The organism is Gemmatimonadota bacterium (assembly GCA_016713785.1).
Classification (GTDB): Bacteria; Gemmatimonadota; Gemmatimonadetes; order Gemmatimonadales; family GWC2-71-9; genus JADJOM01.
Genome location: JADJOM010000003.1, coordinates 672,582 through 687,275, shown reverse-complemented (window position 1 = coordinate 687,275; position 14,694 = coordinate 672,582). Strand labels below are relative to the sequence as shown.

General features: G+C 71.9%; 11 protein-coding genes. 1 reads left to right on the top strand and 10 read right to left on the bottom strand.

Annotation, left to right across the window (positions count from 1 at the left end):
* Window positions 1-2: 2 nt before the first annotated feature.
* The 4 genes from IPJ95_10965 to IPJ95_10950 form a co-directional block, all read right to left on the bottom strand.
* Window positions 3-953 carry a PhoH family protein gene (locus tag IPJ95_10965; GenBank protein ID MBK7924134.1) on the bottom strand — a complete coding sequence of 317 codons (951 nt, stop codon included), beginning with the start codon at window positions 951-953 and terminating at the stop codon, window positions 3-5.
* Window positions 954-1,002: 49 nt separating this feature from the next.
* Window positions 1,003-2,769, bottom strand: a complete 1,767-nt coding sequence (aspS, locus tag IPJ95_10960; protein ID MBK7924133.1) for an aspartate--tRNA ligase — start codon at window positions 2,767-2,769, stop codon at window positions 1,003-1,005.
* The gene (locus IPJ95_10955) at window positions 2,766-3,221 is read right to left on the bottom strand and encodes a PTS sugar transporter subunit IIA (GenBank protein ID MBK7924132.1); all 456 of its coding nucleotides are present in this window, start codon (window positions 3,219-3,221) and stop codon (window positions 2,766-2,768) included. The genes aspS and IPJ95_10955 overlap by 4 nt, the downstream gene beginning before the upstream one ends.
* 155 nt (window positions 3,222-3,376) lie before the next feature.
* Complete coding sequence (locus IPJ95_10950) at window positions 3,377-5,143, bottom strand: S8 family serine peptidase (GenBank protein ID MBK7924131.1); 1,767 nt, start codon at window positions 5,141-5,143, stop codon at window positions 3,377-3,379.
* Between the two features lie 257 nt (window positions 5,144-5,400).
* On the opposite strand from IPJ95_10950, the gene rlmN reads away from it, so the two are divergent.
* The gene (gene rlmN, locus IPJ95_10945) at window positions 5,401-6,486 is read left to right on the top strand and encodes a 23S rRNA (adenine(2503)-C(2))-methyltransferase RlmN (GenBank protein ID MBK7924130.1); all 1,086 of its coding nucleotides are present in this window, start codon (window positions 5,401-5,403) and stop codon (window positions 6,484-6,486) included.
* A 74-nt stretch (window positions 6,487-6,560) separates the two neighbouring features.
* Here the strand turns inward: rlmN and IPJ95_10940 are convergent, their stop codons facing one another.
* The 6 genes from IPJ95_10940 to IPJ95_10915 all read right to left on the bottom strand — a co-directional run bounded on the left by IPJ95_10940 (window position 6,561) and on the right by IPJ95_10915 (window position 14,656).
* Window positions 6,561-9,302 (bottom strand): phosphoenolpyruvate carboxylase, encoded by a 2,742-nt coding sequence (locus IPJ95_10940; GenBank protein MBK7924129.1) that lies wholly within the window; start codon window positions 9,300-9,302, stop codon window positions 6,561-6,563.
* A 29-nt stretch (window positions 9,303-9,331) separates the two neighbouring features.
* Window positions 9,332-10,306: a D-glycerate dehydrogenase gene (locus IPJ95_10935; protein ID MBK7924128.1), complete on the bottom strand. Its 975-nt coding sequence runs from the start codon at window positions 10,304-10,306 to the stop codon at window positions 9,332-9,334.
* Window positions 10,303-11,217, bottom strand: coding sequence for a succinate--CoA ligase subunit alpha (gene sucD / locus IPJ95_10930; protein MBK7924127.1), 915 nt, complete (start codon window positions 11,215-11,217; stop codon window positions 10,303-10,305). The genes IPJ95_10935 and sucD overlap by 4 nt, the downstream gene beginning before the upstream one ends.
* 2 nt (window positions 11,218-11,219) lie before the next feature.
* Complete coding sequence (locus tag IPJ95_10925) at window positions 11,220-12,395, bottom strand: malate--CoA ligase subunit beta (protein MBK7924126.1); 1,176 nt, start codon at window positions 12,393-12,395, stop codon at window positions 11,220-11,222.
* An 84-nt stretch (window positions 12,396-12,479) separates the two neighbouring features.
* The gene (locus IPJ95_10920; GenBank protein ID MBK7924125.1) at window positions 12,480-13,421 is read right to left on the bottom strand and encodes a CoA ester lyase; all 942 of its coding nucleotides are present in this window, start codon (window positions 13,419-13,421) and stop codon (window positions 12,480-12,482) included.
* Window positions 13,418-14,656, bottom strand: a complete 1,239-nt coding sequence (locus tag IPJ95_10915; GenBank protein ID MBK7924124.1) for an aminotransferase class V-fold PLP-dependent enzyme — start codon at window positions 14,654-14,656, stop codon at window positions 13,418-13,420. Before IPJ95_10915 ends, IPJ95_10920 begins: the two co-directional genes overlap by 4 nt.
* Window positions 14,657-14,694: the final 38 nt, after the last annotated feature.

The window sequence follows — 14,694 nt, the reverse complement described above, 5'->3', positions numbered from 1 at the left end:
GCTCACCCGTGCTGGTCCGCGGCGTAGGCGCGGATGATCTCCCGGACCAGGCGGTGGCGGACGACGTCATTCTCGTCGAGGTAGCAGAAGGCGATGCCGTCCACGCCGGGGAGGATCCGCTCGATCTGCACCAGGCCGGAGTCCTCGCGCCGCGGGAGGTCGATCTGGGTCTTGTCGCCGGTCACCACGACCTTGCTGTTCACGCCGAGGCGGGTGAGGAACATCTTCATCTGCGCGCCGGTCGCGTTCTGGGCCTCGTCGAGGATGATGAAGGCGTCCTGCAGGGTCCGGCCGCGCATGTAGGCCAGCGGGGCGATCTCGATGACCCGCTGCTCGAGCGCCTTCTGCACCCGGTCATGCGGCATCATGTCCTCAAGCGCATCGTAGAGCGGGCGCAGGTAGGGATCGACCTTGGCCTGCAGGTCGCCGGGCAGGAAGCCGAGCGACTCGCCCGCCTCCACCGCCGGCCGCGCCAGCACGATGCGCCGCACCCGCTTGCGGGCGAGCGCCTCCACCGCCTTGGCCACCGCCAGGTAGGTCTTGCCCGTGCCGGCGGGGCCGATACCCACCACGATGTCGTGGGTGGCCACGGCCTGCAGGTAGTCGCGCTGGCCCTGGGTCTTGGCGGCGATCACCCGGCGCAGCCCGGGCAGGATGATCTTGTGGTCGAGCGTCCCCGGCCCCTCGGTGAGCGGGCCCGCGGCCACCAGCCGGGCCACGTCCTCGGGGGTGACGGTCTCGCCCATGCGCGCAAGCTCCAGCATCCCCTGCACCACCGGCGTGGCCCGTTCCACCTGCTCGAGCGTCCCGCCGAGGGTGAGCGTGTCGCCGCGGAGGGCGGCGCGGACGCCGGTGGCGCGCGCGAGCTCGAGGAGGTTGGCCTCGTTGACGCCCGCCAGGAGGAGCGGGTCGGCGCCTTCGGTGGAGAGCCGGTGCTGGACGTCGTCGGCCAAGGGTGATCCTCCCGTCAGTCGTGGGTCCGCGGTGCCCGAACGGCCGGGCCTACTCGATCGCCCGCACGTGCAGGGCCCGGAGGTCGTCGTTGCTCACCGGCGTGGGCGCCCCCTCGAAGAGGGCCCGCGCCGCCGTGGTCTTGGGGAACGCGATCACATCCCGCAGGCTGGTAGCGCCGGAGAGCAGCATGGCCACCCGGTCGAACCCGATCGCGAAGCCCCCGTGCGGCGGCGCCCCGGTGGCCAGGGCATCGAGGAGGAACCCGAACCGGCGGCGCTGGTCCTCGGGCCCGATCCCCAGCTTCTGGAAGACCGCCGACTGCATCGCGGGATCCGTGATCCGGATGGATCCCGAGCCCAGCTCGTTGCCGTTGTACACCGCGTCGTAGTGCAGCGCCCGGCAGCGGCCCGGGTCGCTCGCGAAGTAGGCGGCATCGTCCGGGTGCGGCGCGGTGAAGGGGTGGTGGGTGAAGATCCACTCGCCGCTGGCCTCGTCCTGCTCGAACAGGGGGAAGTCCACCACCCAGCAGAAGGCATGGGCCGTGCGGGGCGCCGGGTTGAGCTTCCGGATGACCTCGGTGCGCACCGCGTGGAGCGCCGGGCTGGTGATGGCGTCGGGGCCCACCACCGCGAGCAGCAGGTCGCCGGCGCTGCCGCCGAGGGCGGCGAGCGTCGCGGCGCCGATGGCCTTGACCCCCTGCCCTTCCCAGCCCTGCGCGCCCAGGCGCGCCCAGATGAGCCCGCCCGCCCGGGCCGCCTTGGCCACCTGGGTGAGCCCGTCGAGGTCCTTGCGGCTCAGCCCGGCGCCCGGCACCACCAGCCCGCGCACCCGGCCACCGGCGGCGATCGCGCTGGCCACGAACTCCGCCGCGTCGGACGCCACCTGGCCGGTGAGGTCGGTGAGCTCGAACCCGTACCGGAGGTCCGGCTTGTCGATCCCCCAGCGCTCCATCGCCTCGCGGTAGGGGAGCCGGCGGAAGGGCTGGGCGATCGGATGCCCCGCCTCGTCCCACAACGCCACCAGCACCGCCTCGATGAACGCCATGATGTCGTCCTGCCGGACGAACGAGGCCTCGAGGTCGATCTGGGTGAACTCCGGCTGCCGGTCGGCGCGCAGGTCCTCGTCGCGGAAGCAGCGCGCGATCTGGAAGTAGCGGTCGTAGCCGGCCACCATCAGCAGCTGCTTGTAGATCTGGGGCGACTGGGGCAGCGCGTAGAACTCCCCCGGGTGCACCCGGCTCGGCACCAGGTAGTCGCGCGCCCCCTCGGGCGTCGGCTTGGTGAGGATCGGGGTCTCGATCTCGAGGAAGCCCTCCGCCGCCAGCGTGGCGCGGGCCCGCTGCAGCAGCCGGTGCCGCAGCTGGAGGCTCCGCTGCAGCTCCGGGCGGCGCAGGTCGAGCACGCGGTGCTTGAGCCGGAGTTCCTCCGCCGGCAGCTCCTCGCCTTCCTTGCGGGCCACCGGGATGGCCGGCACCAGCGCCGGGCCCACCACCTGGAAGACGCGCACCTGCACCTCGACCTCGCGTGAGGCGATCGACGCGTCCCGCGCCGACTCGGGCCGCAGCGCGACCTCGCCCTCGACCAGCACCACCGACTCGGTGCCCACCGCCCCGGCCCGCCGCAGCACCTCGGGGGGCGTGAACCGGGGGTCGAAGGAGAGCTGCACCAGGCCGTCGCGGTCGCGCAAATCCATGAACACCACGCCGCCGAGGTCGCGGGTGCGGTGGACCCAGCCGCCCAGCCGGACGGTCTGGCCGACATGCTCGCGGCGCAGGCTGCCGGCGCGGTGGGTCCGCAGGGACGTGGCGGCGCTCATCGTTCTTCGGCCTCGATCAGGATCTGGTGGAAGGCGGCCGCGTCCGGCGCGGCCAGCAGGGCCTCGCGCACGCTCTCCCGCCGCACCAGCCGGGCGATCCGGGACAGCGCCTTGACGTGCAGCCCGGCCGCGCTGTCGGGGCCGATGAGCAGGAAGAAGAGCCGCACCGGTTCCCCGTCGAGGGCCTCGAAGGGCACCCCGGCCGGGGAACTCCCCGAGACCAGCATCAGCTCCTGCACCAGCGGCGACTTGGCGTGGGGAATGGCGATACCGTGCCCGATGCCGGTGGAGAGGACGGCCTCGCGCTCCAGCACGGCCGCGAGCAGCGGGTCCAGGGGGGCGCCGGCGCGGTCGGCCAGCAGCAGGGTCAGTTCCCGCAGCACGCCCGCCTTGTCGGCGGCCGCGAGGGGCACCTTGATACGCTCGGGCGTCAGCAGGTCGGTCAGCAGCAATCCGGGATTCTGGCTAGGGACCCGGGGAAGCTAACGGCCCCGCTGGGGCCCGGCAACCGATTCAGGGATGGTGAGTTAGCGCGTCGACGGGGCGGAAAAAACCAGCCGCCGGACCCCAAGGGGGTCCGGCGGCCGGGAGCGTGCGCCAGGCGACCTTACGGAACGGTGATCGTCTGGGTGCTGCTGTTGGTCGCCCCGCCGTTGTCCGTGACCGTGAGGGTCAGGGCAAAGGTGCGCGCCGACGGGAAGGTCCGGGAGAAGCTCGCGGCGGTCGAGACCGTGTTGCCGGCGGCCAGCTTCCACGCGTAGCTGGCGATGGTGCCGTCCGGATCGGTCGAGGTCGAGGTGAAGGTGCAGGCATGCGCGGCGGTGCAGCTGTAGGTGAAGCTGGACACCGGCGGCACGTTGCTGCCGCCACCCGTGACCGTGATGGTCTGGGTGGTGCTGTTGGTGGCGCCCTGGTTGTCGGTGACGGTCAGCGTGAGCGTGAACGTCCGGGCCGACGGGAAGGTGCGCGAGAACGACGACGCGGTGGAGACCGAGGTGCCCGCGGCGATGGTCCAGTTGTACGAGGCGATGGTGCCATCCGGGTCGCTGGAGCCGGCGCCGTTGAAGGTGCACGACAGGCCGGTGCACGACCAGGTGAAGCTGGCGACCGGGGGCTGGTTGACCGGCCCGCCGCCACCGATGAACTGGATGTTCAGGTTCTTGTTCGGCGAGTTGGCCGGGAACGCGCCGCCGCCGACGCCGCCGATGATGCCGTTGGTGGCGTTGTTGATGATCGCGGCGTTGACCTGCGCCACCGTGGAGCCCGGGTTAGCGGCCAGGTAGAGCAGCGCGGCGCCGGCCACGTGCGGGGCCGACATCGAGGTGCCGCTGATGGTGCTGGTCGCGGTCGGGCTGCCGATCCAGCCGGCGGTGATGTTGACGCCCGGCGCGCCCAGGTCGGTGCAGGTGCCGATGTTGGAGAAGTTGGCCAGCCGGTCGGTGATGTCGAACGCCATCACGGTCAGGCCCGCGGTGACGCGCGCCGGGGACTGGGTGCAGGCGTCGGCGCCGAAGCTGTTGCCGGCCGACAGGGAGTACACCACGCCCGCCGCGATCGAGGCGTTCACGGCCGCGTCGGTGGCCGGATCCGCGCCGCCGCCGAGGCTCATGTTGGCCACCGAGTTCTGGCCGGGGTGGGCCTGGTGGTCGCCGGTGACCCAGTTGATGCCCGCCACGACCTGGGCGAAGGTGCCCGAGCCGCTGCAGTTGAGCACCCGGACCGGGTGCACGGTGGCCGTCTTGGCGACGCCGTACGTGGTGCCCGCCGCGGTGGTCGCGGTGTGAGTGCCGTGCCCGTTGCAGTCATTGGCGGTGCCGCCGACGGTGATCGCGTCAAAGCCGGTGCTCAGGCGCCCGGCGATGTCCACGTGCGGCGTGGTGCCAGTGCCGTTGATGCCACCGAGAATGCCGGTGTCGATGCCGTAGAAGTGCGTGCCGGCGCCGGTGTTCGGGTAGGTGTAGCTGTTGTTGAGCGGCAGGTTCGCCTGGTCGATGCGGTCCAGGCCCCACGACGGGGTCGGCGCCTGGGTGGCGTCGAGGGTGACGATGCCGTCCTGCTCGATCAGCGCGACGTTCGGGTTCCGCCGCAGCCGCTCGATCGCCGCGTCCGACAGGTCGGCCGCGAAGCCGTGGGCCGCCTTGTCATACACGAAGAGCATCCGCCCGCTTTCGCCGGACACGATCCGGCGCGCCTCCGCCCCCACATCCGCGAACTTGCCCTGCTTGAACAGCACGATGTACCGGCCCGGGACCAGCTGGGCGCCCGGCGTGCGGTACACGTTGAGCAGCGGTTCCTGCGTGGTGCCCGTCGGACCGTCCGAACAGGCCGCGACCAGCAGGGCGGAACACGCCAACGCGAGCAGCTTCTTCTGCATGAACCCTCCAACAGGGTTGAATGAACCGGCCGGGGGCGATCCCAGGGGGGAGGGAGGCCGTACCAGCCAGGCGGAACTGCCAGATGTCGTCGAGTGCGATCGGGGTGGCGCGCACCACCCCTGAGGAAGGACGCCCCAAAATGACAGGGTCGGTCCCGATGGTCAATCGGTCACGTACGCCACACACCCTGTCGGATCGCCGCCACGGTCCTGTGGCGTCGTGACCGCGTCCGACCGTCGGCGATTATCTTCCCGGCATGCCCGAGAGACGCAGCGATCCCGCCGGAATTCTCGATCGCCCGCCCGCCGCCGCCGCCGAGGTCCTGGCCGCGTGGTGCGCGGCGCAGGGCCTGCCCGCCTTCCGGGCCCGCCAGCTGCAGCCCTACCTCTGGCAGCGGCCCCTTCCCGGCTGGCAGGAGGCCACCGACCTCCCCCGCCCCCTCCGGGAGGCCCTCGACCGCGACTGGCCGCTGGGCCGCCTCGAGCTCGCCACGGAGCAGCGCTCGGTGGACGGCACCCGCAAGTTCCTGTGGCGCCTCCCCGACGGGGAGGCGATCGAGTCCGTGCTGATCCCCACCGGGGAACGCCGGACCCTCTGTATCTCCTCGCAGGCCGGGTGTGCCCTCGGGTGCATCTTCTGCGCCACCGGCCGGATGGGGTTCCGCCGCAACCTGACCCCCTTCGAGATCGCCGGCCAGGCCCGCGAAGTCGCGCTCCGGTACCCGGCCGAGACACCCACCAACATCGTGTTCATGGGCATGGGGGAGCCGCTGCTCAACTGGCCGGCGGTGGACGTGGCGCTCACCATCCTCAACCATCCGGACGGCCTGGGCATCGGCGCCCGTCACATCACCGTCTCCACGGTGGGCATCGTACCGGGGATGGCCGCGCTCGCCGCCCGGCCCGAGCAGTTCCGGCTGGCCATCTCCCTGCACGCCGCCGATCCGGAGCGGCGCCGGCCCTTGATGCCCATCGAAAAGAAGTACCCGCTCGCCGCCGTGCTCGAGGCCGCCCGCGCCTTCACCAAGCGGATCACCTTCGAGTACGTCATGATCGCGGAACAGAACGACACCGACCGTGACGCCGATCACCTGGGCCGCCTGGCGCGGAAGATGGGCGCACTGGTCAACCTGCTGCCGCTGCACCCGGGCGGCGCGCCGGGCCTCACGCCGGCCCCGCCCGCGCGGATCCGCGCGTTCGCCGACCGCCTCAAGCACCAGGGGGTGGAGGTGGTGGTGCGCCGGAGCCGTGGGCTCGACATCAGCGCCGCCTGCGGCCAGCTCCGGGTGGAGACCGAATCCCGGCGGCCGCGCGCGCGTGCCCCCGGCACGGTGGCCGGCTAGCTCACGACGCGACGGCCCCGGCGCGCGCGCGCCGGGGCCGTCCCCTGTCCCACCCGAGCCCGCCGTCCCGGGGCTCAGCCCGTGGCGCCGAAGCCGCTCGAGATGCAGTTGATCGACAGCAGCAGCGCCGACAGGTAGGCCTCCCGCTCCGCCTCGCCGGCCGCGCGGTACCGGCGCAGCAGCTCCACCTGCTGCACGCTCGCCTGGTTGATCGTGGGCAGCCGGCGCACCAGGCGCCGCCGGAAGCGGGGAAACCGCTCCGCCAGCTCGGCCCCGCCCGTCACCTGCAGCACCGCCCGCACCGTCCGGCGGTACTCCGCCTCCACCATCGCGAAGATCTCGTCCCGGGTGGTGACCTCGGGGACCAGGCCGGCATACATCCGGGCGATGTCGAGGTCCACGTAGCTCAGGGTCTTCTCCACCTCGTCGAGCACCAGGCGGAAGAGCCGCGAGTCCTCGTACATGCGGGCCAGCAGGCGGTGGCCCCGGTCGCCGCGGATCTGCAGGAAGTTGTCGAGCCCGCTCCCCAGGCCGTACCAGCCGGTGATGAAGTGCCGGTTCTGCGACCACGCGAACACCCAGGGGATGGCCCGGAGGTCGGCCAGCGAGCGGGCGCCGGTGCGCCGGGCGGGGCGGGAGCCGATGTTGAGCCGGGTGAGCTCCTCGAGCGGGCTCGCCGCGCTGAAGTAGGCCAGCATGTCGGGCCGCTCCACGAACCGCCGGTACGCCGCCTGCGCCCCGCCGGCCAGCGCCTCGAACGCCTCATCGTACTCGGTGGTGGGCTTGAGCGCTGCCTCATGTTCGGACCGGAGCGAATGCTCGATCACGCTCGCGGCCAGCAGCTCCACCTGGTACTGCGCGGTGCCGCGGTTGGCATACTTGAGCGAGACCACCTCGCCCTGCTCGGTGATCCGCATCCGGCCGCGCACCGAGCCGGCCGGCTGCGCGGCGATGGCGCGGCCGAGCGGGGCCCCGCCCCGGCTCACCGAGCCGCCGCGGCCGTGGAAGAAGCTGATCGGGACGCCCGCCTCCTCCCCCACCCGGGTGAGCCGCGCCTGCGCCTTGCACAGCTCCCAGTTGGAGGTGAGGTAGCCGCCGTCCTTGTTGCTGTCGGAGTAGCCGATCATCACCTCCTGCGTGCCCCCGAGCGCGCGCACCGAGCGCCGCACCACCGGGATGCCGAGCAGCTCGCGCATCATCGCGGGGGCGCGGTGCAGGTCCTCGATGGTCTCGAACAGGGGGACGATCGGCAGGGTGCAGCTCTCGATGCCCGCCTCGTCGGCGAACAGCCCCCCCTCCTTGGCCAGCAGGTAGGCGCCGAGCACGTCGGCCACCTCGCGGGTCATGCTGAGCACGAAGCTGCCGAACGCCTCACGATCCAGCTCGGCCCGCATCTCGCGCACCACCCGGAACATCCCGAGCGTCTCGCGCACCTCCTCGGGCACCGTCTCGAGCGGGCGGTCGCCGCGGCGGGGCCGCGCGAGCTCCGCCAGCAGCCAGGCCTTCCACTCCTCCGAACTCACCGCCGGCGGCTCGTCGGCGCGCCCGGTGCTCACCCGCCACAGCGCCACCAGCGCCTGGGTGAGCCGGGTGGTGTTCTCCCGGAGGTCGAGCCGCACGGTGCTGAAGCGGAAGGTCTCGATCTCGCGCCGCACCGGCCGCACCAGCTGGTCGGCGAGCCCCCCGCTGCCGCCCTCCCGCAGCGCGGTCTCCAGCAGGCGGATGTCGGCCAGCAGCTCGTCGGCCGAGGCGTACCCCTCCGCGGTGGGCGCGGTGCGGCCGTCCTCGGCGTGCCGGATGGCGCCCTCCAGCCGTCGCACCATGCAGGCCAGGAACTGGCGGAACACCTCGCCTGGGTTGCGGCTCACGATGCCGGCGCCGTCGCTCACCTGCGCCAGGGCGCGGTCGAGGGCGGCGCGGAACCCCGGCCCCACCTCCAGCGCCCGCTCGGTGATGCTCAGGGTCTTGAGCAGCTCCGCCAGCCGCTGGCGGTAGCGCAGCAGGCTCGCCACCCGGTTCTCCGCGAGGGTGCGCCGGGTGACCGCATTGGTGACGAAGGGATTGCCGTCGCGGTCACCGCCGATCCAGCTGCCGAACTGGAAGAAGGGCGGGATGTCGAACCGCTCGCCGGGCCAGGTCTGGGCCAGGACCCGGTCGAGCTTCTCCAGCATCTCGCTGGTGGCCTCGAACAGGGTCTCGCTGAAGAAGTGGAGCCCCCAGTAGACCTCCTGCGGCACGGTGGGCTTCTCCAGCCGGAGCTCCCCCGTCATCCACAGCAGCTCGATGTCGGTCCGGAGCCCCTCGACCAGCTGGCTCCGCTCCCGGGGGGTCCACCGGGGCGACTCGAGGTCCACCAGCTTGCGGTAGATCCGGCGGTGCCGCTCCAGCACCGTCACCCGCTTGGCCTCGGTGGGGTGGGCCGTGATGGTGGGCCGCACCCGCAGCTCGCGCAGCAGGCGCCGCGCATCGTCGGGCTGCGCGATCCCCTGCGCCGCCAGCTCATGGAAGACCTGCGGCAGGGTACCGCGCACCTGCTCGGCGCCGCGCTCGGTCTCGGTCTGCCGCCGCCGCCGCATGCCCGCGTTCTGCTCCGCGATCGACAGCAGCTGGAACCAGATCCCCTGGGCCCGCAGGCACGCCTCGAGCTGCTCCGGCGTCCACGCCGGGTCGATCGGCCCGCCCTCGAGCACCCGCTCCAGGTAGGGATGCCGCACCCGCACCACCTCCACCAGCTGCCCGAACAGCAGCTCAGCCACCTCCGACGCGTACTGCGCGGCGCTGGCGGCGAGCGGGTCGGCGGAGGGCGGCAGCGCCACCGCCTCGTAGGGCGTCGGGTGGTCCAGGGTCACACCACGCGGTCGCGGACCGGCTGGCCTGCGAAGAAGAGCGAGAGGTTCTCGAGCGCGCGCATGCCCATGGCGGTGCGGGTCTCGAGGGTGGCGCTGCCGAGGTGCGGCAGCAGCACCACGTTCTCCATCGTCAGCAGCTCGGGCGTGACGCTCGGCTCGCCCTCGAACACGTCGAGCCCGGCGCCGGCGATCACGCCCTCGCGGAGGGCGGTCACCAGGGCGGCCTCGTCCACCACGTCGCCGCGGGCGCTGTTGATGAGGAAGGCGTGCCGCTGCATCTGGCCCAGCCGGGTGGCGTTCATGAGGTGCCGGGTCTCGGGGGTGGCCGGACAGTGCAGCGAGACGAAGTCCGCCTCGGCGAGCACCGCCTCGATGGAGTTCCGCGGCTCCGCGCCCAGCGCGGCGGCCTCCTCCGGCTTCGGGGGGAACGGATCCGCGAAGAGGATGCGCATCCCGAACCCATGGTGCGCCCGCCGGGCCATCGCCTTGGCAATGCGCCCGAAGCCGATCATGCCGAGGGTCTTCCCCGACACCCGGGCGCCGAGCATGTGGGTGGGCCGCCAGCCGGTCCATTCGAGGTGCCGGACGTGGCGCTCCCCCTCCCCCGCGCGCCGCGCCACCATGAGCATGAGCGTCATGGCGATGTCGGCGGTCTCGTCGGTGAGCACGTCGGGGGTATTGGTCACCGTCAGGCCGAGCGCCTTGGCCGCGGCGATGTCGATGTTGTTGAAGCCGACGCCGAAGTTGGACACGATCCGGGCCCGGCGCCCCGCCACCCCGAGCACCTCGGCGGTGACCTTGTCGGTCACGGTCGGGAGCAGGCCGTCGGCGGTGCGCAGCGCGTCCCTGAGCTGCTCCGCCGTGAGCGGCGTGTCCCCGGGATTGAGGACGGCATCGAACCGCCGGGCCGCCTCCGCCTCGCAGGCCTCGGGGATCTTCCGGGTGATGACGACCCGCGGGCGGGCGCTCATCGGGTCACCGTCTTCTTCTTCGCGGGGCGATTGGCCAGCGCCTCGGCCACCGCCTCGCCCAGGTGCGCCGGGCTCTTCGCCACCGTCAGCCCCAGGGAGCGCATGATCTCGGCCTTCTCGGCCGCGGTGTCCCCGAAGGCGGAGATGATGGCGCCGGCGTGGCCCATGCGGCGTCCCTTGGGGGCGGTGAGGCCGGCCACGTAGCCGATCACCGGCTTGGTCATGTGCTGCTTGACCCACATCGCCGCCTCGGCCTCCTGCGGGCCGCCGATCTCGCCGATCATCATGACGGCCTCGGTCTCCGGGTCGTGCTCGAAGAGCGCGAGGATGTCGAGGAAGCTCGACCCGTTGATCGGGTCGCCGCCGATGCCGATGCTGCTCGAGACGCCGATGCCCAGGTCCTTCATCTGGCTCGCCGCCTCGTACCCCAGGGTGCCGGAACGGGTGACCAGGCCCACCTTCCCCGCCATGTAGATGTGGCCGGGCATGATGCCCAGCATCGACTTGCCGGGCGAGATCAGGCCGGCGCAGTTGGGGCCCACCAGGGTGGTGCGCTTCTCCTTCGGGTACCGCCGCAGGTAGCGCTTGACCATCATCATGTCCTGCGCCGGGATCCCGTCGGTGATGCAGCAGACCAGCTTGATGCCGGCGTCGGCCGCCTCCATGATGGCGTCGGCGCAGAACGCCGCCGGCACGAAGATGAGGCTGGCGTCGGGGTAGACCGCGTCCACCGCCTCCTTCACCGTGTTGAAGACCGGCAGGCCGATGTGGCTCTGCCCGCCCTTCCCGGGGGTCACGCCGCCCACCACCTTCGACCCGTACTCGATCATCTTCTGGGCGTGGAAGGTGGCCTTGTCGCCGGTGAAGCCCTGGATGATGATGCGGGTGAGCTCGTTGATCAGGATGGCCATGGTCAGTTCCCCTTCGCGTGCTTCCAGGCCGCCACGACCTTCTCGGCCGCGTCGGCGAGCGAGTCGGCGGTGATGATCGGCAGGCCCGACTCCGTGATGATCGCGCGGCCCTCCTCCACGTTGGTGCCCGCCAGCCGCACCACCAGCGGCACGTTCACCCCCACGTCCTTCACCGCCTGCACCACGCCCCGGGCCACCCAGTCACAGCGGTTGATGCCGGCGAAGATGTTCACCAGCATGGCGCCCACCTTGCGGTCCTGCAGCACCAGCTTGAAGGCCATCGCCACCCGCTCCGGGGAGGCGCCGCCGCCCACGTCCAGGAAGTTGGCCGGGTTGCCGCCGGCGTGCTTGATCATGTCCATCGTGGCCATGGCCAGGCCGGCGCCGTTGATGATGCAGCCGATCTCGCCGTCGAGCGCCACGTAGTTGAGGCCGTGCTCCGAGGCCTGCGCCTCGCGCGGGTCCTCCTCGGCGTGGTCGCGCAGCTCGCTCACGTTGGGGCGGCGGAAGAGCGCGTTGTCGTCGAAGCCCATCTTGGCGTCGAGCGCCAGCAGCTGGCCGTCCCGGGTGAGCACCAGCGGGTTGATCTCCACCATGGTGGCGTCGAGGTCGCGGAAGGCGCGGTAGCAGCCGAGCAGCACCGTCACCGCGCGGTTGATGCTCTGGGCGGGGAGCCCGAGCCCGAAGGCCACCTCCCGGGCCTGGAACGCCCGCATGCCCACCGCCGGCTCCATGGTCTGCCGCAGGATGGTCTCCGGCTCGCTCTTGACGATCTCCTCGATCTCCATGCCGCCGTGCGGGTGCGCCACCAGCATGATCCGCTCGCTCTTGCGGTCGAGCACGAAGCCGAGGTAGAGCTCGCGCTCGATCGGCACCGCGGCCTCGACGTACAGGCGGTGCACCACCTTGCCGTCCGGCCCGGTCTGGTGCGTCACCAACCGCTTCCCCAGCAGCTCGGTGGCCGCCTTCCGGACCTCGTCCTCGGTGGTGCAGAGCTTGATGCCGCCGGCCTTGCCGCGGGCGCCGGAGTGGATCTGCGCCTTCACCGCCCAGCGCGCGCCCCCGATCTCGGCGGCGCGGTAGACGGCCTGCTCGGCGCTGTAGGCGACCCCGCCCCGGGGGACGGCGACGCCGAAGTTGGCCAGCAGCTCCTTGGCCTGGTATTCGTGAATATCCAAGACTGCCTCCTCTGGCCGCGCCTCACCGGGCGGGCGGTCGAGTGGGGGCGCACCGGGCGTGCGCACCCGCGGGACGGGTCGGGGCTAGCGCTTGCCGGCGATCGCCTGGGCCATCTCCACCACCACGTTGGCCATCCGGGCGCTGGCGGCGTCGATCATCCGGCCGTCGAGCTGCGCCGCCCCCTTCCCCTCCCGGGCAGCCTGTTCCAGCGCCTCCAGGATCCGGCGGGCGCGCTGCACCTCCGCCTCGGGCGGCGAGAAGACCTCGTTGGCCAGCGCGATCTGCGAGGGATGGATCGCCCACTTCCCCTCGATCCCCAGCGCGGCGCCCCGGCGGGCGGCCAGCAGGTACCCCTCGGGGTCCTTGAAGTCGCCGAAGGGTCCGTCGACCGGGCGCAGGCCGTAGGCGCGGCAGGCCACGATCATGCGGGTGAGCGAGGCGTGCCACTGGTCGCCGGGGTAGTCGGGGTTGAGCCCGCCGATGTTCACGGTGCGGGCCCGCATGCTGGCGGCGTAGTCGGCCACCCCGAAGTGCATCGTCTCCAGCCGCTTCGAACTCTGCGCGATGGCCTCGACGTTGGCCATCCCGAGCGCGGTCTCGATCAGCACGTCGATCCCGATCCGGTGCGGGATGCCCTTCGCGACCTCGATCTGGGTGAGCAGCGCGTCGGTGAGGTACACGTCCGCGGGCACCCCCACCTTCGGGACCAGCACCACGTCGAGCCGGTGGCCGGCCTGCTCGATGACATCCACCATGTCACGATAGTAATAGTGGGTGTCGATGCCGTTGACCCGGACGCAGATGGTCTTGCCGTGCCCCCGCCAGTCGTACGTGAGCAGCGCCTCGATGACGTTGCGCCGGGCCTGCTCCTTGTCCGCCGGCGCCACCGCGTCCTCGAGGTCGAGGAAGACGTAGTCGGCGGCGCAGGTCAGCGCCTTCTCGAACATTGCCGGGTTGGACCCCGGCACGGCCAGCTCGCTCCGCTGCAGGCGAGGGTGCGCCGGCTCGTAGCGGGTGTGACTCACGCGACCCCCGCCGGCTTCTTGGCCGCGGCGGCCTCGGCCGGCGCCGCCCCCTTCCGGGCGGGCAGCGGCGCCTGGGTCTGCTGCCAGTACTCCTGCGCGGCCGCCACGCCGGTGCCGTAGGCCACCTTGATGCCGACGTCGCGCATGGCCATCTCGGCCCCGGCGATCCCGGCGAGCAGGGTGATCTCGTTGAGGTCCCCGAGGTGCCCGATGCGGAACAGCTTCCCCGCCACCTTGTTGAGCCCGGCGCCGAGGGCAAAGTTGTAGCGCCGGTACGCCACGTCGATCACGTCGGCGCCGTTGAACCCCGGCGGCACCATGATGGCGCTGACCGTGTCGGAGTGCCACTGCGGCCCCTTGGAGCAGAGCGAGAGCCCCCACGCGGCCACGGCGCGGCGGCAGCCTTCCGCCAGGCGGTGGTGCCGCGCGTAGACATGCTCCATCCCCTCCTCGAGCAGCATGGTCAGCGCCTCCCGCAGCCCGTAGAGCATGGGGATCGACGGGGTGTAGGGGAAGTACCCGGTGGCGTTGGCCTTGAGCATGTCCTCGTAGCTCCAGTAGCAGCGCGGCAGCTTCGCCGTCGTGCCGAGCTCGAGGGCGCGCGGCCCCACGCAGACGATGCCGGCGCCCGCCGGCAGCATGAAGCCCTTCTGCGAGCCGGTCACGCAGATGTCGACCTTCCACTCATCCATGCGGAAGTCGATGCTGGCCAGGCCGGACACGCTGTCCACGAACAGCAGCGCCGGGTGCTTCGCCGCGTCGATCGCCTTCCGTACCGCCCCGATGTCGCTGGTCACGCCGGTGGCGGTCTCGTTGTGGACCACGCAGACCGCCTTGTACGCATGGGCGGTATCCTGGCGGAGGAGTTCCTCGATCCGGGCCGGCGGCGCGCCCTCGCCCCACTCCACGTCGATGGCGGTGACGTCGAGGCCGAGCCGTCCCATCATGTCGATCCAGAGGTGGCTGAACTGGCCGTAGCGGAAGGACAGCACCTTGTCGCCCGGGGAGAGCGTGTTCACGAGCGCCGATTCCCAGCCGCCGGTGCCGGTGCCCGGGAACACGAACGGGGTGCCGGTCGTGGTCTTGAAGACGGTGCGCAGGTCGCGGAGGATCGGCAGGGTCAGCTCGGGGAACGCCGACGAGCGATGGTCTTCCATCGGGACGTGCATCGCCCTGAGGATCCGGTCCGGGGTGTTGGTGGGACCGGGGACGAACAGGAAGTTGCGGCCAGGCATGACACCATCCTCTGCTGAAGTCACGACGAACCGGGCGC

Excerpts from the sequence above, each read along its gene's own strand:
- rlmN (MBK7924130.1), top strand. The coding sequence starts at position 5,401 with ATGCCCGAGAGACGCAGCGATCCCGCCGGAATTCTCGATCGCCCGCCC.
- aspS (MBK7924133.1), bottom strand. The coding sequence starts at position 2,769 with ATGAGCGCCGCCACGTCCCTGCGGACCCACCGCGCCGGCAGCCTGCGC.
- IPJ95_10915 (MBK7924124.1), bottom strand. The coding sequence starts at position 14,656 with ATGCCTGGCCGCAACTTCCTGTTCGTCCCCGGTCCCACCAACACCCCG.
- IPJ95_10950 (MBK7924131.1), bottom strand. The coding sequence starts at position 5,143 with ATGCAGAAGAAGCTGCTCGCGTTGGCGTGTTCCGCCCTGCTGGTCGCG.
- sucD (MBK7924127.1), bottom strand. The coding sequence starts at position 11,217 with ATGGCCATCCTGATCAACGAGCTCACCCGCATCATCATCCAGGGCTTC.
- IPJ95_10935 (MBK7924128.1), bottom strand. The coding sequence starts at position 10,306 with ATGAGCGCCCGCCCGCGGGTCGTCATCACCCGGAAGATCCCCGAGGCC.